Annotated in this window: 19 protein-coding genes; 5 read left to right on the forward strand and 14 right to left on the reverse strand. The window is 46.1% G+C overall.

Annotated elements, in window-relative coordinates; genetic code table 11:
* Window positions 1-82: 82 nt before the first annotated feature.
* The 9 genes from BM359_RS12665 to BM359_RS12705 all read right to left on the reverse strand — a co-directional run bounded on the left by BM359_RS12665 (window position 83) and on the right by BM359_RS12705 (window position 9,885).
* On the reverse strand, window positions 83-886 hold the full coding sequence (locus tag BM359_RS12665) for a sterol desaturase family protein (RefSeq protein ID WP_054491205.1): 804 nt from the start codon (window positions 884-886) through the stop codon (window positions 83-85).
* A complete protein-coding gene (locus BM359_RS12670) occupies window positions 879-1,514 on the reverse strand; it encodes a CDP-alcohol phosphatidyltransferase family protein (RefSeq protein ID WP_054491204.1) in 636 nt (211 codons plus the stop codon). The genes BM359_RS12665 and BM359_RS12670 overlap by 8 nt, the downstream gene beginning before the upstream one ends.
* Entirely contained in the window at window positions 1,507-2,160 is a 654-nt protein-coding gene (locus tag BM359_RS12675) for an ATP-binding cassette domain-containing protein (protein ID WP_054491217.1), read from the reverse strand. Before BM359_RS12675 ends, BM359_RS12670 begins: the two co-directional genes overlap by 8 nt.
* Complete coding sequence (locus tag BM359_RS12680; protein ID WP_054491203.1) at window positions 2,144-3,763, reverse strand: ABC transporter permease subunit; 1,620 nt, start codon at window positions 3,761-3,763, stop codon at window positions 2,144-2,146. Before BM359_RS12680 ends, BM359_RS12675 begins: the two co-directional genes overlap by 17 nt.
* The gene (locus BM359_RS12685; protein ID WP_054491202.1) at window positions 3,742-4,821 is read right to left on the reverse strand and encodes an ABC transporter substrate-binding protein; all 1,080 of its coding nucleotides are present in this window, start codon (window positions 4,819-4,821) and stop codon (window positions 3,742-3,744) included. The genes BM359_RS12680 and BM359_RS12685 overlap by 22 nt, the downstream gene beginning before the upstream one ends.
* A 1-nt stretch (window position 4,822) precedes the next feature.
* Entirely contained in the window at window positions 4,823-6,976 is a 2,154-nt protein-coding gene (locus BM359_RS12690; protein ID WP_054491201.1) for an FAD-dependent oxidoreductase, read from the reverse strand.
* Window positions 6,977-6,981: 5 nt separating this feature from the next.
* A complete protein-coding gene (locus BM359_RS12695; RefSeq protein WP_054491200.1) occupies window positions 6,982-7,269 on the reverse strand; it encodes a type II toxin-antitoxin system RelE family toxin in 288 nt (95 codons plus the stop codon).
* Window positions 7,259-7,513, reverse strand: coding sequence for a type II toxin-antitoxin system Phd/YefM family antitoxin (locus tag BM359_RS12700; RefSeq protein WP_054491199.1), 255 nt, complete (start codon window positions 7,511-7,513; stop codon window positions 7,259-7,261). The genes BM359_RS12695 and BM359_RS12700 overlap by 11 nt, the downstream gene beginning before the upstream one ends.
* Window positions 7,514-7,575: 62 nt before the next feature.
* Window positions 7,576-9,885 carry a TonB-dependent receptor gene (locus tag BM359_RS12705; RefSeq protein ID WP_054491198.1) on the reverse strand — a complete coding sequence of 770 codons (2,310 nt, stop codon included), beginning with the start codon at window positions 9,883-9,885 and terminating at the stop codon, window positions 7,576-7,578.
* A 206-nt stretch (window positions 9,886-10,091) separates the two neighbouring features.
* On the opposite strand from BM359_RS12705, the gene BM359_RS12710 reads away from it, so the two are divergent.
* A complete protein-coding gene (locus BM359_RS12710; protein ID WP_054491197.1) occupies window positions 10,092-11,009 on the forward strand; it encodes an AraC family transcriptional regulator in 918 nt (305 codons plus the stop codon).
* Between the two features lie 191 nt (window positions 11,010-11,200).
* Here BM359_RS12710 and BM359_RS12715 read toward each other — a convergent pair whose 3' ends face one another.
* Window positions 11,201-14,164 (reverse strand): TonB-dependent receptor plug domain-containing protein, encoded by a 2,964-nt coding sequence (locus BM359_RS12715; protein WP_054491196.1) that lies wholly within the window; start codon window positions 14,162-14,164, stop codon window positions 11,201-11,203.
* A gap of 345 nt (window positions 14,165-14,509) precedes the next feature.
* Between BM359_RS12715 and BM359_RS12720 the strand changes: the two genes are divergently transcribed.
* The 4 genes from BM359_RS12720 to BM359_RS12735 all read left to right on the forward strand — a co-directional run bounded on the left by BM359_RS12720 (window position 14,510) and on the right by BM359_RS12735 (window position 17,104).
* Window positions 14,510-15,049: a carboxymuconolactone decarboxylase family protein gene (locus tag BM359_RS12720; RefSeq protein WP_054491195.1), complete on the forward strand. Its 540-nt coding sequence runs from the start codon at window positions 14,510-14,512 to the stop codon at window positions 15,047-15,049.
* A 47-nt stretch (window positions 15,050-15,096) separates the two neighbouring features.
* Entirely contained in the window at window positions 15,097-15,495 is a 399-nt protein-coding gene (locus BM359_RS12725; RefSeq protein ID WP_054491194.1) for a hypothetical protein, read from the forward strand.
* A gap of 11 nt (window positions 15,496-15,506) precedes the next feature.
* A complete protein-coding gene (locus BM359_RS12730) occupies window positions 15,507-16,298 on the forward strand; it encodes a DUF547 domain-containing protein (protein WP_054491193.1) in 792 nt (263 codons plus the stop codon).
* An 83-nt stretch (window positions 16,299-16,381) separates the two neighbouring features.
* Window positions 16,382-17,104 carry a DUF1499 domain-containing protein gene (locus BM359_RS12735; RefSeq protein ID WP_054491192.1) on the forward strand — a complete coding sequence of 241 codons (723 nt, stop codon included), beginning with the start codon at window positions 16,382-16,384 and terminating at the stop codon, window positions 17,102-17,104.
* Window positions 17,105-17,149: 45 nt separating this feature from the next.
* On the opposite strand, the gene BM359_RS12740 is transcribed toward BM359_RS12735, so the two are convergent.
* The 4 genes from BM359_RS12740 to BM359_RS12755 all read right to left on the reverse strand — a co-directional run bounded on the left by BM359_RS12740 (window position 17,150) and on the right by BM359_RS12755 (window position 23,225).
* On the reverse strand, window positions 17,150-17,737 hold the full coding sequence (locus tag BM359_RS12740) for a FlgO family outer membrane protein (RefSeq protein WP_054491191.1): 588 nt from the start codon (window positions 17,735-17,737) through the stop codon (window positions 17,150-17,152).
* A 12-nt stretch (window positions 17,738-17,749) separates the two neighbouring features.
* Entirely contained in the window at window positions 17,750-18,319 is a 570-nt protein-coding gene (locus BM359_RS12745; protein WP_054491190.1) for a FlgO family outer membrane protein, read from the reverse strand.
* An 87-nt stretch (window positions 18,320-18,406) separates the two neighbouring features.
* Complete coding sequence (locus tag BM359_RS12750) at window positions 18,407-20,215, reverse strand: tetratricopeptide repeat protein (protein WP_143441150.1); 1,809 nt, start codon at window positions 20,213-20,215, stop codon at window positions 18,407-18,409.
* A gap of 151 nt (window positions 20,216-20,366) precedes the next feature.
* Complete coding sequence (locus BM359_RS12755; protein ID WP_143441151.1) at window positions 20,367-23,225, reverse strand: TonB-dependent receptor domain-containing protein; 2,859 nt, start codon at window positions 23,223-23,225, stop codon at window positions 20,367-20,369.
* Window positions 23,226-23,287: the final 62 nt, after the last annotated feature.

Below are 23,287 nucleotides of genomic sequence, written 5' to 3' on the forward strand. Positions count from 1 at the left end.
CTTTTTACAATCTCTTAACATACAGTATAAGGGTTGATAGCAAAGTTTAACGGGTAAGGCAAGATAAGTGTGAAGCCCGAGGTTAGTTGCGAAAAGGAATTTTTAGCAGTCCCCAAAGTTTCGTCGTAATACTCGCATCTCTATATTCTTTTAAGCCAATATCGACTTGATCAGAACCCGCCTTAGGCTTGGAAGTAAAACTGCCAAACAGATGATCCCACCAACTGACACTAAAACCATAGTTGCTGTTGGTCTCTTCTTTTTCAACACTGTGGTGGATACGATGTAACTCCTGGGTGATCAGAACTTTACGCGCAGCGCGCTCCAGAGGCGTCGGCAACGCAACATTGCCATGGTTAAACAAAGAACAGGCGTTGAGAATAATTTCGAATACAATAACAGCCAGTGCCGGTGCACCCAGCACAAGAATGGCAGCAGCCTTGATAAAAAAGCTGAGAACAATTTCTGCGGGGTGAAAACGCAAACCGGTGGTTACATCAAAATCAGGATCGGCATGGTGCACCCGGTGCATACGCCATAACACAGGAATACGGTGAAACAGCCGATGCTGCCAATAAAGAACAATATCCAGCGCCACAATGCTGACTAGAACAACAAACCAAAACGGGAGTTCATTGCCGGCAGTGCCGCTTAAATAATGAAACAGCCCCCACTCTTGTTCTGATGCCCACAATGCAATACCCGTGAGACCGACAGGTGCGATAACTCGCAGTAGTACGGTATCAACCGCAACAATAGCCAGGTTAGCAGTCCAACGCTGTTTACGGCTGTAGCGCGGCTTTCGCTTTGGCGCGAGAAACTCCCATAAAACCATAACCAGTAAGACACCAATAAAAACGCTTAGACGCCAGATAGTTTCAGACATTATGCTCCTTCGCCGCTACGGGCTGCTTTAATGTCCGATAACCAGCAACAATACGCGTTATTGCGGTAACCCAGCATGCGGTAGCAAACACGTAAGCCAACACTGAAAAGTGTTGGGGCCACAGACAAAACGCCACAAAAGCCATAATAGTTTCAAAGCCCTCGGTTAAACCGCCCATATAGTGCAACGACTTATTTGGGTAGTCCGGGTTTTCAATGCCACGTTTACCGGCCACACTGGCAAAAGCTAAGAAAGTCGCGCCGGTTCCCATAAAGGTAACAAGCAAAACCCCGGCCGCTATGGCGTTTTGTTCTGGCACAGCCAGTAAAAAACCAAACACCACCGCACTGTAAAAAATGAAGTCCAGCACGATATCAATATAGCCACCGGCATCGGTTAATTGCGTACGTCTTGCCACCGCCCCGTCTAAACCGTCAGATACCCGGTTCACTAAAATTGCGACCAGTGCCAGTTCATAATAATGGAAAGCCAGTAAAGGAACCGCCAGTAAACCAATGAAAAAGCCAGCAACGGTGACCTGATCAGCACTGATTCCGGCGCGTACTAAGAGTCTGGCCGGTATATCCAGAACTTTGCGGGTAACAGGGAGTATTTTAGGGTCAAACATTAACGTTTTCTCCTCTCATCTCAATCTCTCGCCCGCAGGCATCGGCAATATCATGAGTCACCAGCAACGTTGGAATCTCCCTTTCCTGTAACAGTGCAAAAGTCCACTGTCTGACGTCTTCACGCAGGCCTGCATCTAACGATGAAAAGGGCTCGTCCAGTAACATAGCTTGCGGCTCTGCCAGCAATGAACACAGTAAAGCAACGCGGGCATACTGCCCTCCACTTAAGCTGTCGGGGTAAACGGCCCATTTATCGTCAAGACCCAGGGTTTTCAGCATGGTTAAGGCGCGTTCCTTCTGTTCAATGCGGTGCAAATTAGAGCGCGGTTTTTGAGCAAACAGGCAGTTCTCTTCAATGGTCAAATGGGGGAATAAACCACCTTTTTGAAACATCATGCCTAGCTGACGCTGCGCAATAGACTTACCGCTGATGTCCTCTCCATTTAAGCTTAACTGTCCCTGAATACGAAAGTTAACCAGAGGCTCTCCCAAAACCCAGCGTAATAAAGTTGACTTTCCGACGCCACTGGGGCCCATTAATGTCACGACTTCACCTTTTCCAACGGTTAATTCATCCAGCTGGAATAAAAGCTCTGCCTGGTCGCCTCTCAGCAGCTCAATTTTAAGATCACGAATGTTCAGCATAACTTCCCTTCCTGATTCCCCCTACAGCGATAAAGACCAATAAAGGCAATAACATCTGCAGCAGTGCGTAAAGGCTGCCTATACGCCAGTCTCCGCCACTGGCCACACTCACCGCTTCGGTGGTTAAAGTAGGCGTAGCTCCTTGCCCCAACCATTGAGTTGGCAAGTACTGAGCAATACTGACTGAGAAAGCAACAGCAAAAGCAATGGCAACCGGTTGTTTTAGCATTGGCAGCATAACTCTCCACCAGGCCGCCCGTGCCGAATAACCAAGGCTTTGTGCCCGAATCAACCATTGTTCGTTAAAGCTGGTATAAGCGCCATGTAAGACTAAATAAGCATAAGGCAAAGTATATACGGCATGAGACCAGAACACCCACCAAAGCTGCCAACCTTCAGTTAACTGTTGGCCAAGCACTCGTTGCCAGCCTAATACCAATGGCACCTGCGGAATTAACAAAGCAATAAGAACCGGCCAGTAAAATGACTTAACCGCTTTTTGCCTCTGCCTTTGCAGTAAAACCATGGCCGCTATCGTACCGGTAATTGCGCTGAGTAACGCCAGCCAAAAACTGTGAACCGTTGGTTCAAGCAAATAACTCCATTCCGTTTGCCAGCGTTCGGGACTTAAAGCAGCCGGCCATAAATTGGGGTAAAACCAGCTTGAGGCCAGGCTTTGTAACGCTAAAACAGTAATAACCCCAAACGAGAGAAAGCCTAAAAAGCCCCATGCATAACGGCTGGCCTTGTCCGAGTTCAGCCGGCCTGGCGTGACTGCGCGTTTCCCCAGTACTAAACGGCGATACAGAACAGAGTGCTTTGAATTCATTAAGAGTAAAAGCAAAGCCATTACTAACAGAACCCAGGCACCTGTCATTGCTTTTATCTGACTATTGGCTGCAAACTGAAAGGTCCATTCGTAAACTCGCTGAGCCAATACGGCAGGCGTGTTACTACCAACCAATAAAGGAATATCAACCACGGACAATGAGTAAATTATTACGGCGGCCATAGGAAGTGTCATCCGGCGTAATAATTCCGGCGTAACAATACGCCACCAGGCCTGGCGTTCGCTATAGCCGTAGCTCTGCGCCTGGACAAGCCAGGACTTAACCGGTAACTGTTTTAACTGAGCCGATATCATCAACAACAAAAACGGCAGCTCTTTTAAAGTCAGTACAATTATCACGGTCACTAAAAACTTTTCTGGTAAGGGCCAACTCGCCGGCGGCACAGGGAAAAGCCCGCTGATAGCTTCCACCAGCCGCACTAGCCAGCCCGACGGGCTCATTAACAGCATAAGTCCCACCGCAAAAGCCACGTGCGGAATAGACAGCAAAGGGGACAGCAACTGTTGTAAGCGCGGTTTACGAAGTATGCCTGGTGCCATCAAAAGCGCCAGATAGCACGCTACAAAAGGCGCCACAACCGCAAGAGCAAAGCTCGACAATATCGACTCGTAACCCAATAGTAGTTCGCTGAATGCCGCTAAACTAACCCCGGTTTTTGCATCAAGTGATGTTAACAGCAGGAAAAGCACACCGCTGCCGACAGGCAGAATAATCAGCAGTAACCAGACCGCTATTGATAACGCGCGGACCATTCCCGCTCCAGATAATTCTGCCAGCTGGCATGAAAGTCATCGGTAGGTTCGAGTAACGCCGAGCTTTTATCACCTTTTTGCGTGCGTTTTAAAACGGAAGGATCGCCCCAGCGGTTGGTATCGGCTTTTCTTTGCTGCGCCTTTTCAGACAACAAGAACTCGATGACCGCCTTTGCAGCTTCGGCATTATTCGAACTGACCGGAATGGCCAGATAATGATTATTGGTTATGGCTTCATCTGACAACGTATGACGCTCAACACCGGCCGGTAACCGCCCATGATTAACTAAGGTTTGATAATCATTAGGGTTAAAACTGACCGCCATTAACAACTGCCCGTTCGCCAGATAAGAAATTTGTTCTCCGGCTGACGACGGAAAATTTTCACCCCGCTGCCACAATAGTGGATGCAGTTTGTCTAAATAGTGCCATAAAGGCTTAGTCCATTCATTCGCATCAACTTCGCTTACTGGCTGCTGAAAAACTTCACGCTGCTGCGAATGCAATGACAACAGCAGTGACTTTAAAAAGGTGGTGCCATGAAAGTCCGGCGGTATTGGGTAGCTAATACGACCTTTATTTTCCCGCGCAGCGTTCAGTAACGCTTCGGCACTCACTGCTTTATCAGGAAAAAGCCCGGGCCGACTAATAAGATTAAACTGCCCGACACCCCAGGGCACTTCCAGCCCTTCAACCGGCTCGCCAAAGTCACTCTGCCAGTTAAGTTCAGGGCTGATGTTATTTAACGCTTTAATGTCATCGGCAATGGGACGTAAGGCTCCGGCTTTTTTCAGTGCATGAAAGTTCTCACCGTTTATCCAGATAATATCTGCATTGGAGCGTCCATCAATTAATTGCTTAACCACCTCTGAGGCATCGGCCACTTTATTGTGGCGAAGTTGAATGCCTTCAGCCTTTAGCTCTTTTTGAGCCCAGCGTAAGTAATTGTTTACTTCCGGCGAGCCACCCCAGGCATAAAAATTCACCTCACTCGCTTTTAGCGGTAAGGCAAAACAAAGGGTCGCTAACAATAAACTGATGGCTGCTATAAAACGCATTTCAACTCCGGCGCCAGCGATGAAACTTCTCAACCCATGTTAGCAGCTTCTGCGGGGCGTTGGCCCGCTTCCACTCTCCGGCAACGTATTTATTGGCTTCTGCCAGCGTCGGATAGCTGTGTATCGTGCCCAGTATTTTATTCAGACCAATACCATGTTTCATTGCCAGCACATACTCCGCCAACAGCTCTCCGGCCTGCGGCCCAACAATATTCACACCCAACAGTTCGTCTTTACCAGGTTTGGTCAGAACTTTGACCCGACCATAGGCATTGTCATCGGCAATAGCACGGTCCAAATCGCCAATATCGTATTCAGTCACCTCGTACGCCTTACTTGCTTTCCTGGCCTGCTGCTCAGTTAGGCCCACATTGGCTACCTGCGGCGAAGTATAAGTTACCCAAGGGATAACAGAATAGTCAGCACGGAATGTCTTAAAGGGGTCAAATAACGCGTTAACTGAAGCATACCAGGCCTGATGCGATGCCACATGGGTAAACTGGTAAGGCCCGGCAACATCACCACAGGCGTATATGTTTGGAAAGTTAGTCTGAAGCAGTTCATTGGTACTGACCGTTTTATTGGTCTGTATCCCCAGTTCCTCTAACCCAAAGCCGGAGATATTAGGTTGCCGACCCAGTGCAATAATCACTTTGTCGAACGGCAACTGAGTTTCTTGCCCATCATGCTCAGCAATTAGAACCGATTCGCCATCGTGTTGCTCGAATCGTAGCGCCTTATGGTTCAATTTAATATCGATACCTTCAGCATTTAAACGCTCGCTCAGCAGTCTGGCTGTATCGTCGTCTTCCGGGCCCATAAGCCGATCAGCCATTTCCACCTGAGTGACCTGCGAACCTAAACGCTGAAACGCTTGTGACAATTCACAACCAATGGGACCGCCACCCAGTACCAATAAGCGTTTGGGCAGCTCTTCTAACTCCCATAATGTATCCGAGGTTAAGTAATCAATTTTATCCAGGCCCTCAAAGTTGGGTACTAACGGCTTTGCTCCGGTTGCAATAATAATACTGCGGGTAGTAATACGCTTTGTTTCTTTCTTACCATCGACATCGCTGGTTACGTCAACTTCCCAGGGCGAAACAATACGAGCTTCGCCCTGCTCAACGTTTACACCCAGCTTGGTATAACGCTCAACCGAGTCGTGCGGTTCAATGTCCTTAATGACCGACTGTACCTGCTGCATCACTTGTTTAAAATCGACCGACACCTTTCCAACACTCACCCCAACGCGAGAGGCATTGCGTGCGTTATGAGCCAGCTCCGCTACATGTAACAAAGCCTTTGAAGGCACACATCCGGTATTAAGGCAGTCGCCACCCATTTTATGCTTTTCTATTAACGTAACCTTTGCTTTTACCGCTGACGCTATGTAAGCACTGACTAACCCGGCTGAACCGGCACCTATAACCACCAGGTTATTGTCAAAAGACTTAGGCTTTTTATAACCTTTGAATGTCTTACGGCGTTTCAAAAAGGCCAGTACAGCTTTGGCAATTAGCGGGAATATTCCTAATAAAACAAAGGCACCAATTAAGTCCGCAGAAACGACATCCCCCAGACTGGATATCTGGGCCAGTTGGGTTCCTGCATTAACGTACACAGCGGTACCCAGTAGCATGCCCACCTGACTGACCCAGTAAAAGGTCCACGCCTTGATTTTGGTCAGGCCCATAACCAGGTTAATAACGAAAAACGGAAACAGCGGAACCAAGCGTAGGCTCAGCAAATAAAATGCGCCGTCTCGCTCCATTCCGCGGTTAATAGCGGTTAGGCGATCACCGAATTTTTCCTGCACCCAGTCATGCAGAATAAAGCGGGCGCTTAAAAAAGCCAGAAAGGCACCAAAAGACGCTGCAAAACTTGCCAGAAGTAAGCCCCAGCCGAGCCCGAATATAGCGCCGGCCCCCAAAGTTAAAATGGTTGCGCCTGGCAAGGATAAAGCCGTAGTCACCACGTAAATAACAAAATAAACCGCGAATACAGTAAAGGGGTAATCAGCAAAAAGCTGATTAAGCTGCTGTTGCTTTTCTTTTAAAACATCTAGAGATAAGTACTGCGTCAGGTCGAACGCAAACGCACTAATAAATAGTGCAACAATAACCAACAGCAACAAGAGCTTTTTCAGTGACATAAAGATTAATCCAATCGCTTCTGAGCGCTAATATACACTCTGTTTTTATCACGCTTGCCTACAGCTACAACGGTAACCACAAGCTCGAAATCTCTTACTTGATAAACTAATCTATAACCTAGTTTTCGCAATTTCACTTTGTAACAGTTATCCATTCCCTTTAAGCGAGACGCTGGGACATGAGGTGATTCAAGCCTTTGCTTGAGTCTGGCTTTAAATTGCGCCTGAACATCCTTGTTCAACTTTTTCCATTCTTTATAAGCTGAACGTTTAAACGTCAGCTTATAAATCATCGATGTTCACCTCAACTTCATCTTCATGCTGGCGTTTTTTAACTAACTCCAGTAAATCCCTGTCTTCCAGCTCTTCCATCAACGCTTCATAGGTTGCTGCCGGAATACAATAAAATGCGGGCTGATTCCGATTCAGTACAGCCACCGGCTCGCCATGAGACTCTTCAACAACCGCCATTGGATTCTTTTTTAACTCACTAATGCTAGTTGAGTTGCGTGCGTAAATAGGTCTAACTGATCTCATATGACCTCCAAAAAGACTTTTAACAGGTCTAATTATAGGTCATTAAATCTAATTTTCCAGCTTTAAAACTTGTAATCAACACTCAACCGCGCGTGTCTTGGCTGCGACGGAAAGGCAAGGGTTGCACCAAAGTAACCGCCCTCAAACACCGGCGACCAGTTGTCCTGATCGGTTGCATTAAACACGTCAATGCGGGCACTTAACTGGGGCGTAAACCGATACCGCGCGTTCAGGTTTAAGGTATGCTGATCACGTATAAATACGGTCTGCAGGTAATCCAGCGGATAATGCTTGGTATAGCTTAAGTCACCACCTACTGACCACTCAGGCGTAACCTGCCAGCCAGCAACTGCCGAAGCCTGCACTTCCGGAATACCCTGAAGCTGCTGATTAGAAGCCGGGAATAAAGTAAAGTTCGGAGAGCCTACCCACGTACCTTCTATAATGTCGGGGCGTGAATCATCAAACGCATCGGCTATCTGGCCTGTTCCCTGTGAGGCTGCGGAATCATCCCAGCGCGCATCAATATAGCTGGCGGCCAGAGTTAACCAGTAACCCGCTTCATGACTATAGTGCCACTGGGTCTCAAAACCCTCGGTGCGAATACCGCTGTTCGACCCATCGCGATTCCGCAAACTGCGTTTTTGGTCAAAAACCACGGCATCGGCGTACCAACGCGTATCACTCGGAGCGTACTTCACGCCCAGCTCGTAAAGCGAGTTCTCTGTCGCAAAGTTCTGCGCATCAATTTGGCCAGACGCATTCAGTACAGTCCCTCCAGCCATTGAGTTCGACGTCGAGTCACTTTCATAAGCTGTAACATAGAACGTAAGTTCGGGCGTCCAGTTGTACTGTGTCGATAAACTAATGGCCGTCAACCAGTCGCTGTAGGTATCATTAGCAGCTTCAACGCCCTGTGGAGCTATTGGGTCTTCAGCTTCTACATAATAATAATCAGCTCTTACCCCGCCCGTAATGCGCCACTTGTCGGTAATATCCAACTCGTGTTGAGCGAAAGCGCCCCATTGGTAACTGGTTGAATCTGTGGTGTCCGATAAATTGAAATCACCTGCACCATCACCGTCAATATCGTACTGACTACCTGGAGATACAAATAACCCCGGGCGTAGCTCAATTAAACGAGCTTCCTGCTCATCGGTTAAAGGAATTCGGCGGTTACTGACAGGACCGGTCAAGTCTATGGGGTTATCCGCCTCGGTCGTAAACTGGCTGTAACCAAGCACGTCGTTAACACGCAAATTCACACCCACCACTGTCTTCTTATTAATGTGAAGTTCAATCCGATTTTCGAAGGTATGCGCGTCATCAATAATTTCGACAAAACTGTTCTGATTAATGCCTTCTCGGGTTAAGTACTGATAGTAGGTACGGTTAACGAGTACCATATCGTCGTTCAGCCAGTGCTGAAGTTTGGCATGCAATAATGTCGTCTCAGCGGTATTCGTGTCCAGAGGATCAGTCAGCGTGGTGCTGCGGTCAATTTCCACTTCTCCGGTGGGGCTAATAACCGCACCGGCACCCGGAACCTGTGAACCATTTGGCTGAACGCCCTGCCCCGTAATGTATAAGTTATTGTCTATGAGATTCTGCGTTGGCCGGTTGATACCGGCATTATCTGTCCACTCTACGTCATAATACTCAAGCGAGACATCCAGCTGTGTATCATCGTTCGGAGCAAACTTGTACGCCAGCAAAATGTCGTCACTGCGATGATGGTGGTAATCGTAAAAGCTGTCTTCATCCACATACTCAGCACTAATGCGCAGACCCTGTTCGTTGTCTTCTAACACCCAGTTGTGGTCAAGCTGCAAACGGTGCTGATTCCACTCGCCAAACTGCGCCTTTAATGTCGAGTCTGACGCTGTCACACGAGCCGTTTTAGGCTGAAGGTTCACAAAACCGCCAACGCGCTGCGAAGTGCCAAGCATGACCGGCGGCGCGCCTTTCACCACAGCGATACTTTCAATCGCGTTAAATGACATAGGAATTCCCAGGCCATTATTGCCGGCCTGACGGCGCATACCCGCTTCATAGAGCTCACCGAGCTGGCCCCGAAGTGTGGGTAATGACGGGTTACCAAACCCCGCCGCAGCAAAACTATTTGGCGCAAAACGAGCAATGTCATGCAAGTCGTTAATTGCGGCTTCTTCCATTAAGGAGCCACTAATTGCGGTGGCGGCGCGCGGAATATCCTGCAAGCTTTCAGCTAAGCCAAATAAGCCTTCGGTTGACTCTTCAGAGGGTAATACCACCCCTGAGTCATCGCGACCAATCACCTCTATCACTTCCATGGGCTTTTCTTGTGCAACCGCCGTTAAAGGTAATAAACCGAGCCACAACCACTTTTTCATTCTTGTTTTCCTTATTAACACTCTGTATTTGCCAAGTAGCACTAAAAACTTTTATTAGCCGCGCCAGTCGATTACGCCTTTCATTAACAATAAGATCGTTTTTCTCTCAATTAAGTCACCGGAAGTAAAAGCAAAGCTGCTAAATCTTTACTCCCAACTGACATCAAGCATAATAGCCAGTATTAACTAATTGAATTGATAACGGAATGACAAAAACAACAGAACACACAACTCAAACAACGGAAGCCCTAAATGAACTGCTAGAGCAAGTAGCACAGGGTACCGAACTCCACTTTGAGTCAGGCCTTTGTGGAGACTGGACTCTAATGGTCAAACGGCCGGAGAAAGTTGCGTTTCATGTTGTCACAAAAGGAGATTGCTGGTTTGGCTTTCCTGATTCTTCCGTCGCCCCTGCAAAGCTCAGTGCATCCGATATCATTTTCGTGAATAAAGGGGTTTCACACTTTTTGAGTGAGACTCAGATCCCATCCGATATCAATGAATCAGATATTCCCCAGTATTGTCAGCCCGACCATCAACAATATGGTGTTGTCTGCTACGATGTAAAATCGGCTCCGGGAGCAAATGACACGTTATTTCAACTATTGCCGCCCTGGCTCATTCTGAAGCAAGCAGACCAGTACCAGCAGTTGTCACATATTATCGAGATGATCAGATTTGAGACAACTCAACAAGCCCCCGGATACCATACCGTAATTAGTCGACTCAGTGACGTTCTTGCTCTTAACCTGCTGCGGCAAGTTATTGATCAAGGCGAGTCTCTCAATGGACCTTTAGCGGCGCTCAATGATCGCCAGTTGCGCTCGGTGGTTATTGCCATAATTGACGAACCCGGAGCAGACTGGTCAGTAGAACACTTGGCAGAACTCGCCTATTTGTCGGTCAGTGCATTTGCAGAGCGATGCATTAAGAAAACTGGCCTGACGCCCAAAAAACTCGTCGACCAACTTCGACTACAACGAGCGCGAATGTTACTCAATGGCTCGCAGCTACCGCTGGACTTAATTGCGGAGCAGCTTGGTTATCAGTCGGCAACTGCTTTTAGCCGTTTCTTCAAAAAGTATGCAGGTCTCTCTCCTGCGGATTATCGTAACGGTTATTGAGCTAGAACTGAGAAATAGAACCGTATCCAAGCAAAAGAGGCTCCCGCACTTATCAAAAGGTTTATTAAACAGTCAGTTCGATCCTTCATACCTAAAGGACTCTAATAAAAAAAGCCCCTCCGAATTGGAAGGGCTTTAGTTGTTGAACTCTAATTTTCTAGACCTTTATCGTTCCAGAGAAAATATAGAAATTAGAAGTTAAATGACGCACGCAAGTATGCAAAACGACCAATATTGTCATAAATTGCAGAACCTGCTCCCGTACCTGTTGTAGTGCCAGGTAATCCCCGGTTGAAGAAGTTATCAACACCTAAAGTTAGACCTAACCCATTATCGAAAGTATAGCCAGCAGTTACGTCAGTTACAGCGTAGCTACCATATTCCATATAGTTACTTGGATTCGGGTTATTCTCCAAAGCGGTAGGCGTATAAAGATCCACACCATCTAGGAAGCGAGTTCGAGTTCCAAATGCCCAATTATCAATAGAGTAATTGATATTAAACTGTAACTGAAGCTCCTGATCACCTAGAACACCCGCGTAGTCAGTGAAGTTGTCTGGCTCATCAGCAAAAGGAAAGTCTTTCGCTTCAATCAACTTAGTACCGATTAAGTTAGTATTAAACTGGCCGCCTAAAGCTGCAAAGTCATAACTCATTTCGAAGTCAACACCAGAGTTCAGTGAACGTGCGATGTTAAGCGCAAAACCACGGATTAAAGTGATTTCGCCTGTTGCCGGATCGCGAGTCACCAGATCACAGAACTGGTTGTTGACAGATTCAGCGTCAACACAGCGATTCAGTACAGTCTGAAAACCAATACCACTGATAGTGTCGTCAATATCAATTTCCCAGTAATCAACAGTCGCACTAAAACCTTCAAACCAAGATGGTGAATAAACGATACCAGCAGTGATTGACTCGGAGGTCTCTTCCATCAAATCAGGATTACCACCAACTAAGGTTTCCAAAGTTGCTGAGTCATAACTTGAGTCAAAGCCAGCCGGAACGCCTAATGCGGCGCAGTTTGCTTCACGTTGAGCACGGCTTTCTGCTGTTTGGTTAGCTAAGTTTGATACTTTACAAGGGTCATCAACATTAGCGAAAGACTGGCTTTGTCCAGAGAATAGCTCGTCAATGTTTGGCGCACGAATCGCTTCTGAGTATGTGAAACGTGAACGTAATTCATCATTGATAGTCCAGTCTAGACCAAGCTTCCACGCTGTTGCTCCACCGATGGTAGAATAGTCCGCATAACGCACTGCTGCATCTAAGTTCAATTGTTGAACTAAAGGAGCATTAGCCAGTAAAGGAACCGTAACCTCACCAAAGACTTCTGAAACATCGTAAGAACCATCAGTTTCCCCTAACGCATTAAAGAAGGTTGCGCCTGTTTTCGCAAAATCATCTTCAACCGTTACGCTTGACTCATCACGATATTCAACACCGCCAGCAAAACCTATAAAGCCTGCCGGTAGCTCATATAAAAATGAGTTACTGAACGTTGCGTTAAATACCACTTGTTCGATTTCAGAAGTACCAATAGATGTTGTTGTTACGTAATCCTGAGCAGCATCACTGGCCATACCCTGTCCAAACGGATTGTAAGGCACACAGCCATCAGCCTGAGCTTCTTCGCTACGGCAAACAATATTACCATTGCCATCATCAACCGCATCAAGCGCCCATTCCATATTCTGAAGAATAACGTTAGCACCATTAACACGCTCTATATCAGACTTACCCCAAACCAATGAAACGTCATATGACCAATCTTGGTTTAGCATTCCTTCGAGTCCGGCAACCGCGCGAGTGGTTTCACGAGTATTCTCTTCAATGCGTCGGCCAGCATCATTGTACATGCGGCTTAAACCAAGGAACGGAACACCAAGTTCGTCCATTTGATTTGCCATGCCTTCAGGCATAAACGCGTTGTCACGTTTAACAGCATAAGGATAGTTATTTGCAGCAGATCCTAATGAGAAGAAACGGAAAAATGGTTGACCAATGTTCTGACCTTCACTTTTAACGTACTTAGCGTCGTAGTAAAAGTTCATGTCATTGTTGATTTCATAGTTACCTTTCAGATTGTAATTCACTCGCGAGAATTCCGGCTGAACTTCACTGAATTGACGTAAGTTAATGTAATCACAATCCTGACAATACAAACGAGCTGGGTCGACAACATCTCCAGTATAGACATCACGATAGCTACCGTCCGGGTTAAACGTACCTAGTACGCCACCAGTAAACGGGTTCCACGTAGTACCTGCGGTTGAAATCGCATAATACCCAGCGTTAGGAAGTGTTAACACATCTGGGTATGCAGGATCATCTAACTGTTCGTCGGTACGAGGACCGTAAAGCGACTCCCAACCAAAACTGCCATAAGACGTTGCCGTCCATGGGTTATCTAGGGCATTGAGTGATTCCTGAGCGTTGTATTCAGCAGAAAACGCAATGTTCCCTCTGCCCCCCGCAAAGTTTGTTCCGTACGAAAAGGTATACTTTTCGTTACTGTAGTCACTATTTTCCGCGTACCCGCGTGTTGCCGTAACGTCTAATCCCTCAATGTTTTTCTTAAGGATAAAGTTAACAACACCAGTTACTGCGTCCGCTCCATAAACAGCTGAAGCTCCACCTGTAATAATCTCAACCCGTTCTATCCACGAGCTAGGAATTGTGTTTGTATCTACGGCACTTGAACCCGGGGCTGAAGCAACGTGACGTTTTCCATCAACCAATACCAATGTCCGGTCTGTACCCATATTACGCAGGTTAAGCGTGCTTATCCCAGCAGTACCGATAAATCGACCAGAGTTCGCAAGTGTGAAAGTAGTTGCCAATGCAGGTAAACGACTTAACACCTCACCGATGTTCATAGCGCCTGTTTCGACGAGATCATCACCGCTAATAACGGTTACTGGCGACGGTGCGCTTGCGCCTATACGTGCTATACGTGAACCAGTTATCTGAATTTTTTCAACATCTTGATTCTCGGCTTGACGCTGCTCTGATGCGGAGTTAACGACCTCCTCTTCAGAACCAGAATTCACGTCTGTTTGCTGAGCCATTGTCGGCGCAGCTAAAAATGCAGAACCGACACCCGCCATTAAAATATTTTTAATAGAGCGAGCCAATAATGACTGTTCGTTCATGTTCAGTCTCCCTGAATCTATTTAATTAATTTTATAGTTGTATAATTAAAGACCACATATTCTAGACCTGCCTTGTTTTCAGGCAAACCCTTTAGCAATACGATCCAAAGAGAAGAAGACCACATCTTCTTTTCAATTGCAACATTTTGTTAACGATGGAAACAAAAAATATGTATAGCTTTTTTTACTATTCACCGTTATCCAAACTCTAATGTTTTCTTAACAGAAACACCTGTCTATATGACTAAAACACTCAAGTTGACATCTGCCCGCTTCTATTTTTGAGCTTTTATTCTATATTGATACTCACCTATTCAATAAAGCTCAAAACGTCAGGAGTAAAATATGAGTGATTTTAAACGACACGACAAACAGTCAGCGCCGGAGGAAAGTAAAAAGCTGCTAGAAGGCTCAGAGAAAGCTTTCGGTATGATTCCAAACTTGCACGCCGTTATGGCTGAAGCGCCCGGTATTCTCGAAGCCTACCAGCAAGTACACGAGCTTTTTGTGAATAGTAGCTTTGACGAAAACGAGTTAACCGTTGTTTGGCAAACCATTAATGTATTCAATGAATGCCATTACTGTGTTCCTGCCCATACCGCTATTGCCAAAAATATGGGCGCCGATGATTCAATAACAGAAAATATCAAAGCGGGTAAAGCTTTAGACGACGATAAGCTAGAGGCGTTACGCCAGTTTACCCTAGTAATGCTTAAGAAACGGGGAAACGCCAGTGAAAGTGAGCTTGAGTCCTTTTATGAAGCCGGTTACGGACAGCGTCAGGCATTGGAAGTGATCTTAGGTATTGCTCAGAAAACCATGAGTAACTTTACCAACCATATTGCACAGACGCCTATTGATGAACCCTTTAAGAAGTTTGCGTAGCTTGTTGTTACATCAGGTGAAGTGCAAAACCAACAACGGAAACAACTATGAGCCAATCACTCGAACAAAAACTCCCGTGGGCGCTGCTTGCCCTGCGGGTTGGTATTTTCATTGTAATGTTTGTCTGGGCGTTAGATAAATTTGTAAACCCGGGACATACCGCCGCGGTATTCGAAGGTTTTTATGGTATTAGCGGATTATCAGCCACTTTGGCTGCAATTCTGGGTGGCCTTCAAATTGCACTATGTCTGGCATTTTTAGCCGGGCTATGGAAAAAAGTTACCTACGGACTCATTCTAATCTTACACGCGGTATCGACTTTTTCCTCTTTCCCACAATACTTAGATGCCTTTAATAATCTTCTGTTTTTTGCAGCATGGCCTATGCTGGCAGCCTGTGTTGCGTTGTTTATACTGCGCGACTACGATACCAAACTCAGTCTTTAAGGTAGCCGCCAATGCGAATACTCGTATTTATTACAGGTGCTGTGTTTCAAATGGCTGCGTTCGCGCAGTCATTTGACCACTCGCATGAAAATTTTACTCAAGTGTTAGACAAGCAAGTCGTAGTCTATGACAACAACTTAAAGTCTGCGGTTAACTACAATCAATTAGCTCAAAACAGTGAGCCGCTTAACACCTACCTGGATGCACTTTCAGCCGTAGAAAAACCGATGTATCAAAGCTGGACTAGCCAACAGCAGCTTGCGTTTTTAATCAACGCATACAACGGCTTTACTCTAAAACTTATCGTCGACAATATTGAGGAGTTTCGTTCAGGTGAAGCTGAGTCCATTCGGGACCTGGGTGGATTATTCTCTACACCGTGGGAAAAGTCTTTTTTCACGCTACTAGGAGAGAGGCGCACGCTGGACTGGGTTGAACATGAAAAAATTCGAGTCGACTTTGACGAACCACGAATACATGCCGCCTTAGTTTGTGCCGCTATCAGTTGCCCCAAACTTCGTGCTGAAGCCTTTACAGCTGAAAACCTGAATACCCAGTTAGACGACCAAATGCTCACCTTTTTAAATGATCGTGACAAAAATGGTATTGATGACAAAGGCATTTATTTGTCTAAAATTTTTGACTGGTATCGAGACGACTTCAACGGTCTTCAGGACTATCTTTTAGAATACATCAGTGCGCTTTCTGGTGACCCCAGGCAAAAAGAGAAAATGAAACAACAAAGCTTAGATATCCGCTTTGTTGACTACAACTGGACATTAAACAGTATAGATAATCGCTGACGTTTAAAAACTGTTAAATTCTCGTTGACCCAAACCCGGTATAGTGACGTAATATCAGGCAACCTTATTAAGGAGATTGCTCTATGAAAGCGTTACACGGTTTGTTTATTTTTCTCGGGTTACTGTCTGTGGTGCTCCTTGCCATATCGGGGCCTTTATATAAAAGCGGCACGGCCGAGCTTGGAACAGCTTTTTTAATGCTCCGCTGGGCGGCCTATATTGGTGCGGCAGCCTTTGTTCTTAATATTATTGGGTACTTAATTAGACGCCCACAGGGGCTTGTAGCAGGGCTTAGCGGTCTGGCAATTATTGCGGGCGGCTTTGCGTTCTATATGCCTTTCAGCCAGTACTTAAAAGCTCAGAACGTTCCCGCAATTCACGACATTACAACCGATACACAAAACCCACCGGAGTTTGTCGCTATTGCGCCATTGCGTGCTGACGCATCTAACCCGGTTGAATACGCCGGCGAAGATACCGCAAAACAACAACGCAAGGCTTACCCTGAACTCACAACTTATGAGTCGCTGGAGTCCCCGGATGAACTTTTTTCAGCCGCTTTATTAGCCGTTGATAAAATGGGATGGGAGTTAGTCGACAGCTCAGAAACCGAAGGGCGTATTGAGGCCACTGCCACTACCACCTGGTTTGGCTTTAAGGATGACGTTGTTATCCGGATTCGTGCTACAGCAGACGGCAGTGAGTTAGATATTCGCAGTAAGTCTCGTGTTGGACGCAGTGATGTTGGTAAAAACGCTGATCGTATCCGCGAATATTTATCTCAGCTAAAACCTGAGCTGCGATAATTTAACAGAATGGGCCTGGCTGATAACCGACAGGCCCAATGACTTCTATGGCGCTTTTCTAAGTAACGGCTGACCATCATTTTCATCTAACTGTCGTACAGCAGATTCAGGTAAAAACACCTGGGCAACGCTAGCAACTTTTTTAGAGTTAATGTCGACTAAACGCGTGTTAACCATTATGCCGTCACGATGTCTGGATAAAGTCCCCACCACAACATGAGAAATTGGCATGATCTCGTCCAGCTCCAGATAATCCCGACTTAGCGCAAAGTCACCGTTACTGGTAACGCGTATAAAGTCCGTTGTTTTAAAATCCATAACATTCCAGTTACGGCGATGCAGTTCCAGCATCAGTTGTTCTGACAGTACCTGACTCAAAGCTGAGCTCTCATCATACTGGCTGGTAACGCCAACCAAGTGCGTAACACCAACCTGTGCTTCTTCCAGTTTAATACTGGCGTTGTCTACTAATTGCTGCGCCAGCTCTGCGGTAAACTTGGCACTGCCCGGTTGCTGATAAACATCAGAGCTCTTTTCTTCGGCGTTATCATGCGCAACTGGCTGCTTAGCCGGTAAAACAGTGCAGGCTGTGGATAAAGTAAGTGTGAGTAATGTTGTTAAAAATACTTTCATTATCAAAACCTCTTAGTTGCGCTGCAAACGGCCATTGACCATTTCAGACTGTTTGTTAGGCCAATATAAATGCTTAGGAACGTAACGGTTCGCAGCAGCCAAAACCTGCTGATTTCTGCGGTCAATAACACGCAGGTTGACCATAGCACCACTGTCTTTACGTGAGAGCGTCCCCACCAGCATCCAGTCTAAGTTCGGGTTCTGGTTTAGTGCCTCGGCGTCTCTGCTTAATGCCAGAGCCCCTCTTTCACTTATGCTGATATAGTCTTGTGCTCTGAACTCAACTAACAGTATGTCGCGCTCTTCAAGATGTGCATATAGCCCCTCGCTCAACTGATGACTTAACTGATAGAGAGAGTCGCCATGCTCAGGTTGTTCGAGTGTTTCGGCTAAAACCAAACGCGTAATACCAAGTTGAGACATTGGGTAGGCTTTAATGTCAGCGTCCAGTTGGTCCGCTAACTGGGCGGCTAAATCATCTGCAATAGTCTCGTGTGGGTTTGAGACATGGGCCTGAGCACTGCTCGAAAAAAATAAAAACAGCGTGCTAAGCACAATACTAGCGAGAAGCCGATAAACCATAACACTCACCTTAGTTAATTCAGTTCATGCTTTGTTATCGGCCAGTTTTAGCTAACGTTTAGAAGGATTCACTAAACAAATGTTCGTTTAAGATGGAAAAATATCACAGGGGATGGTGATCCGCTCTTCGTCGGTATCAAAGGGTATCGTGCCATGCCAGCAATAACTGGGGAAAATCACACACATACCAGGCTTGGGACAAACGCTCTTATCAATAGTGTCTAGCTGACCTAAGTTGAGCGATGTCTGCCCAAATTTGATCCAGCCTTTATGTTCAGAGTCGTCTTCTGTTACTTGCTCAGGAATGCTCAAATATGTGCACATTGAAAGCCAACCCTCGGGATGAACATGGTTGGTATGAAAGCCTTGTTTAAACAACTTAACTGACCAGCTTCCGCTAAAATGGTACCCGCTGTTATATCGGGAAGTGACCGGATGCATATTATCATCCGGAAGTTGTGCGAGGTAATCGTTAATAAATTTCTCTAAGCTCTGTTTATAAGCCTGAATAACCGGGTCGTCCATTGAGAGCAATGAGCCCACCGTCTGCGTACCTTTGCATACGGACTGATCTAACGGCTGGTGCTGAGTTCTATGAAGCGCCTGAACCCGCTTAACTAAAATGGGCCAGAATTCTTCCAAAGAATCATAACCATCGGGCGCAGGTAAATAACCCACTTTGACGTAGTCATCGTAATTATTAAGGTATTTCTCCTCTTGCTCTTTACCGCTCAGCTTCATACACAAGCCTTTAAAAGCATGTATCTCCTGATTAAGCGGTTGATTCTCGTGGGCGCGATCCAACAATTGAAAAGCTTTATCGTACGCCTTCTGCCTAAGCAAAACATTGGCCTTATCAATCAAGTAGCGTGGATGCCTGGGTTGCTGCTCCAAGACCTTATCAAACAAATTCGACGCTTCCTCAACATTACCTTTACGCAAGCACTGAGTGCCCTTCATATGCAGCAAACTGTGCACATCCCCGAAGCGTTTAAGGAATATTTCTATCTCTGAGTCTGCTTGCTCGTATTGTTGGGAGCGAAGTAAGTGAGCCAGGTACGCATAAGCTAATGGCAAGGAATCGGGCTGAGTTTTTAACGACTCCCGGAAAGAGGCTAAAAACTTATCTTGATGGTCGTGCTCCCAGTAAAGCTTATTAATAGCCTCGTGCGCCGGAACAAAATCGTTTTTAAGCCCTATGGTTTTCAGTAGCAGTTGTTCCGTCTGTTCAAAGTCATTGTCATCATAAGCAAGACACCCCAGTTGAAACTGCCGCTGCGCTTCGTCAAATTTTCCACCCAATTGTTCTAAAATTTCGCTAGCTGACTTCGTACGCTCGGTGTAACGATAGACCAAAGCTAGATTAAACAATAACGACGGCTCCTGAGGCCATTGCTGGAGAGCTTTTGCAAGTGTCTCTTCTGCCTTATCAAATAACTTATAGTCGAGCTCAGAACGCGCCTTAAGAATCACAGCATTTTTAAAATCCGGTTTTTGTTGTAGCGCTTTAGTCGCCGCTTCTATAGTGGCTAAGTAATCTCTCGACTGATAGTGGAGCGATGCCAAGTTGTACCAGGCGTCAGGCAGTTTCGGGTTTATTTGCAAAGCTTTATTATAGTTCTGCTTTGCCGCCATTAACTGCTGGGTGCCCTGTAAAAAGTTAGCATAGTTCGACAAAACACTAGGTTGTTTGGGGTTGGCTTTTAAGCTACGCGCAAAATAATCAGCGGCTTTATCAGGCTGTCTTTGCTTAGTTGCAAGAGCCAACAAATGCAGGATATCCGGATGGTTAGGAGCCTGCTGATTTAACTGACTGGCAATTTTTTCAGCTTGAATAAAATCTTTTTGCTGTAAAGCATTAACGGCTTTTTGGAACTGTTGGGCGAGTTGAGACATAGTAATAACATACAACTTTTTGACAATGTTTTTACAATAACACAACTTTCTCCTTGTGTGAGTAGATAAACTTAAGAGAAACAGAAGGTAAAAAGGCGACCCGAAGGTCGCCTTTATTGTTAAGAACTGTATTCGCCTAAGCGATAGTTTCTTAGAAGCGGAAAGTTACGCTACCGAATACATAACGTCCTAGCGCATCCTGGTAACCAGCAAGAGTGTTACCGTTCAGGCTGTTAACGTCACCAACAAGAGTAGGTTCTTTATCTAACGCGTTGTTCATACCCAACAGTACAGAAACGTTTTCTGTAACGTCGAAGTTTGCGTTCAGATCTAAGTAACTAGTAGAACCTAAACCGTCGCCGATTAGCTCGTCAGTATCTCCAACATAGTCAACTGAACCAAGGTAACGCCATTTAGCACCGACACTCCACCAGTCACCAGTACTGTATGTGAAGTTCATTGAATGGCGCCATTCAGCTTGTGGGAAACAGTCTGAGCTGATTACGCCAGCACAGTCGATTGTAGTACCAGCAAGACCAGGAACCGTTGTGGTTTCTTTTGTCATGTAGTACGTACCAGTTAAGCTGATACCTAACTGACCGCCACCAATTTCGGTGTTGTAGTTAATGTTGGTATCGATACCAGTGTTGGTAGATTCAGCAAGGTTAACGCTGGTTGCGCTAACGTAGCCGTCTGTACCACGCCACAAGTCACCTGATGGGCTACGGGTAATCGCATTACACCATTGTGCTTCACCAGTTTCCGCACACTGACGGATGATAAGTTCTGGTGAAATTGTACCAATGCGGTCTTCCATCTCAATGTTCCAGTAGTCGATTGAGAAGTTGAAGTTATCAGTTGGGTTACCAACAAGACCGAAGGTTACTGTGTCAGCAAGCTCTGGATCCAAATCTGGGTTACCACCAAAGATTGCGTTGTACTGGCCTGCAGCGTTAGCTGCAACGTTTCCGTACTGACCTGAGCTCATTCCGGTGCTTGCACACTGTTCCTGAGTGTACTCAGGGCTGTCGCCGGCACATGGATCAACACCTGCCCACAAACCTATGCCCTGGGTTGCGAAAAGTTCTGCAACGTTTGGCGCACGAACTGCACGGTTGTATGTACCACGAATTTTGTAGTCGTCGTTAACCTGCCAGTCTAAACCAAGTTTGTACGCTGGCTCACCACCAGATGAACTGTAGTCAGAGTAACGGTAGCCTAAGTCAACCTGCAGGTTGTTTGCCCAGCTAGCGTCTTCAACTAACGGTACGTTGATTTCTGTGAACACTTCAGAAACGTTGTAACCACCAATTAAGCTGTCAGTTGGACCACCCTGGCCTGAAAGAGCGCCCTGCTGGTAAACTTCGTCGGCAACACGTTCGAAGTCAACTTCACGGTTTTCAACACCAAATACCGCTGCAACATTGTAGTTAGAAGAAGGCATGCTGAAGCCTGTTTCACCAGTTACGAACGCGTTAACAATACGCTGCGTTGTTAAACCAGTCAGGATAGCTGTACCACCCAGAGCGTCTGCTGCTTCGCCAGTTACGCCTTGGTATTTGAAAACTTCATAAGGAATACAGCCTTCGCCACACTCATCTGCGCCTGCTGCACCCAGTACTTGGGGCATACGAGGAACGTAGAAGTCGTTAATGTAAACCGATGATGACTGAGTTGAGCCATACTGGAATGATACATCGTATTCCCACATTGCGCTCAGCTCACCAGTTGCACCAGCAACGATGCGGTATGAGTTGTGCTCAAGGTTGTTAATACGAGGGCCGCCTTCTACGTTACGCTTACCAATGTAAGCCATAACCTGATCAGTATCTGCGCCGAACTGGTCACGGAACTGCTGACGCTGTCCATCGCTGAATACGTCGCTGTCTACGTCAAACGCGAAGTTCTGATAGAAAATACCAGACTGTGCGATCTGACCAGCAGTACGGTCATGCATATAGCTGGTTTCTAAATAAGGACGGAAGTTATCGTTTGCTTCATAGTTTACGAATGAACCGAAAGTATAACGGTCATTAGGACGCATGAAGTGGTTGATTGGTGCGTAGTTATATAAGTTGTCAGTAAATGGTGCAAAGCTGCCATCTTCAGTCAATGACCAGAATACTTCTTCATCAAAGTTAGGTGAACCACCTTCAATTGGCGAGAAGAAGAAGTTAGGTACAGGAGCAGTTGAAGAACCACCACATGCAGTACCAGCACCGTTCAATGCACAAGAAGAGTAATCGCGCTCACCCTGCAACAATTCTTCGTTAGTACGGAAAGTTGCATAGAAACTTGCACTACCTTTACCGCCAGCAAACATGCTGCCGCCTGTAACGTCTACGGTATAAGTTTTACCGTCAACGCCAGAACCGCCTTCTGGATAGTCGTAACCAGCTTCATCCATCAAGCCTTGCATGTAGCTATTGCTGTTATCGTGCTGATAGCCTGAAGTACCTAAAGTTACTTCAAAACCTTCGATGTCTTTCTTCATTACGAAGTTAACAACACCGGCAACAGCATCAGAACCGTAAGTAGAAGAACCACCACCGGTTAATACTTCAACACGCTCGATAAGAGCTGTTGGGATTTGGTTAACGTCAGCAGCCTGTGAATAAACACCACCTGGCTGTAAACGGCGACCGTTTACCAGTACCAAAGTACGGTTAGCGCCCAAACCACGTAAGTCAAGGTTTGCAACGCCCGCTGCACCGTTAGCAACAAACGAGTTTTGTGCCGCTGTTTCTAGCTGCGGTAAAGTTGCCATCAGGTCTTCCACACGGGTAAAACCAGATGCTTTAACTTCTTCAGAAGAAACCATCTCTACAGGAGATGCCGTTTCTAAGTCCGTACGTTTAATACGAGAACCTGTAACCTGAATACGCTCTACTTCTTCTGCAGCCGTATCAGTATCATTTTGATTGTCTTGTGCAACTGCTAATGCAGGAAAACCTAAAGACGCAGCAACTGCTGCAGCCGTTAAGCTTTTTCGAAAGGTCATATTTTTCATGAGTAAAAACTCCCTGGAACGTTTTTATTATACCGCTTCTTTAATAGAAGCTGCTTAAAATT

Origin of the sequence: Idiomarina abyssalis (assembly GCF_900116625.1) — a bacterium.
In the GTDB taxonomy this organism is placed as follows: Bacteria; Pseudomonadota; Gammaproteobacteria; order Enterobacterales; family Alteromonadaceae; genus Idiomarina; species Idiomarina abyssalis.

Coding starts and splice junctions, on each gene's coding strand:
- BM359_RS12665 (WP_054491205.1), bottom strand. CDS start 886: ATGTCTGAAACTATCTGGCGTCTAAGCGTTTTTATTGGTGTCTTACTG.
- BM359_RS12670 (WP_054491204.1), bottom strand. CDS start 1,514: ATGTTTGACCCTAAAATACTCCCTGTTACCCGCAAAGTTCTGGATATA.
- BM359_RS12675 (WP_054491217.1), bottom strand. CDS start 2,160: ATGCTGAACATTCGTGATCTTAAAATTGAGCTGCTGAGAGGCGACCAG.
- BM359_RS12680 (WP_054491203.1), bottom strand. CDS start 3,763: ATGGTCCGCGCGTTATCAATAGCGGTCTGGTTACTGCTGATTATTCTG.
- BM359_RS12685 (WP_054491202.1), bottom strand. CDS start 4,821: ATGCGTTTTATAGCAGCCATCAGTTTATTGTTAGCGACCCTTTGTTTT.
- BM359_RS12690 (WP_054491201.1), bottom strand. CDS start 6,976: ATGTCACTGAAAAAGCTCTTGTTGCTGTTGGTTATTGTTGCACTATTT.
- BM359_RS12695 (WP_054491200.1), bottom strand. CDS start 7,269: ATGATTTATAAGCTGACGTTTAAACGTTCAGCTTATAAAGAATGGAAA.
- BM359_RS12700 (WP_054491199.1), bottom strand. CDS start 7,513: ATGAGATCAGTTAGACCTATTTACGCACGCAACTCAACTAGCATTAGT.
- BM359_RS12705 (WP_054491198.1), bottom strand. CDS start 9,885: ATGAAAAAGTGGTTGTGGCTCGGTTTATTACCTTTAACGGCGGTTGCA.
- BM359_RS12710 (WP_054491197.1), top strand. CDS start 10,092: ATGACAAAAACAACAGAACACACAACTCAAACAACGGAAGCCCTAAAT.
- BM359_RS12715 (WP_054491196.1), bottom strand. CDS start 14,164: ATGAACGAACAGTCATTATTGGCTCGCTCTATTAAAAATATTTTAATG.
- BM359_RS12720 (WP_054491195.1), top strand. CDS start 14,510: ATGAGTGATTTTAAACGACACGACAAACAGTCAGCGCCGGAGGAAAGT.
- BM359_RS12725 (WP_054491194.1), top strand. CDS start 15,097: ATGAGCCAATCACTCGAACAAAAACTCCCGTGGGCGCTGCTTGCCCTG.
- BM359_RS12730 (WP_054491193.1), top strand. CDS start 15,507: ATGCGAATACTCGTATTTATTACAGGTGCTGTGTTTCAAATGGCTGCG.
- BM359_RS12735 (WP_054491192.1), top strand. CDS start 16,382: ATGAAAGCGTTACACGGTTTGTTTATTTTTCTCGGGTTACTGTCTGTG.
- BM359_RS12740 (WP_054491191.1), bottom strand. CDS start 17,737: ATGAAAGTATTTTTAACAACATTACTCACACTTACTTTATCCACAGCC.
- BM359_RS12745 (WP_054491190.1), bottom strand. CDS start 18,319: ATGGTTTATCGGCTTCTCGCTAGTATTGTGCTTAGCACGCTGTTTTTA.
- BM359_RS12750 (WP_143441150.1), bottom strand. CDS start 20,215: ATGTCTCAACTCGCCCAACAGTTCCAAAAAGCCGTTAATGCTTTACAG.
- BM359_RS12755 (WP_143441151.1), bottom strand. CDS start 23,225: ATGAAAAATATGACCTTTCGAAAAAGCTTAACGGCTGCAGCAGTTGCT.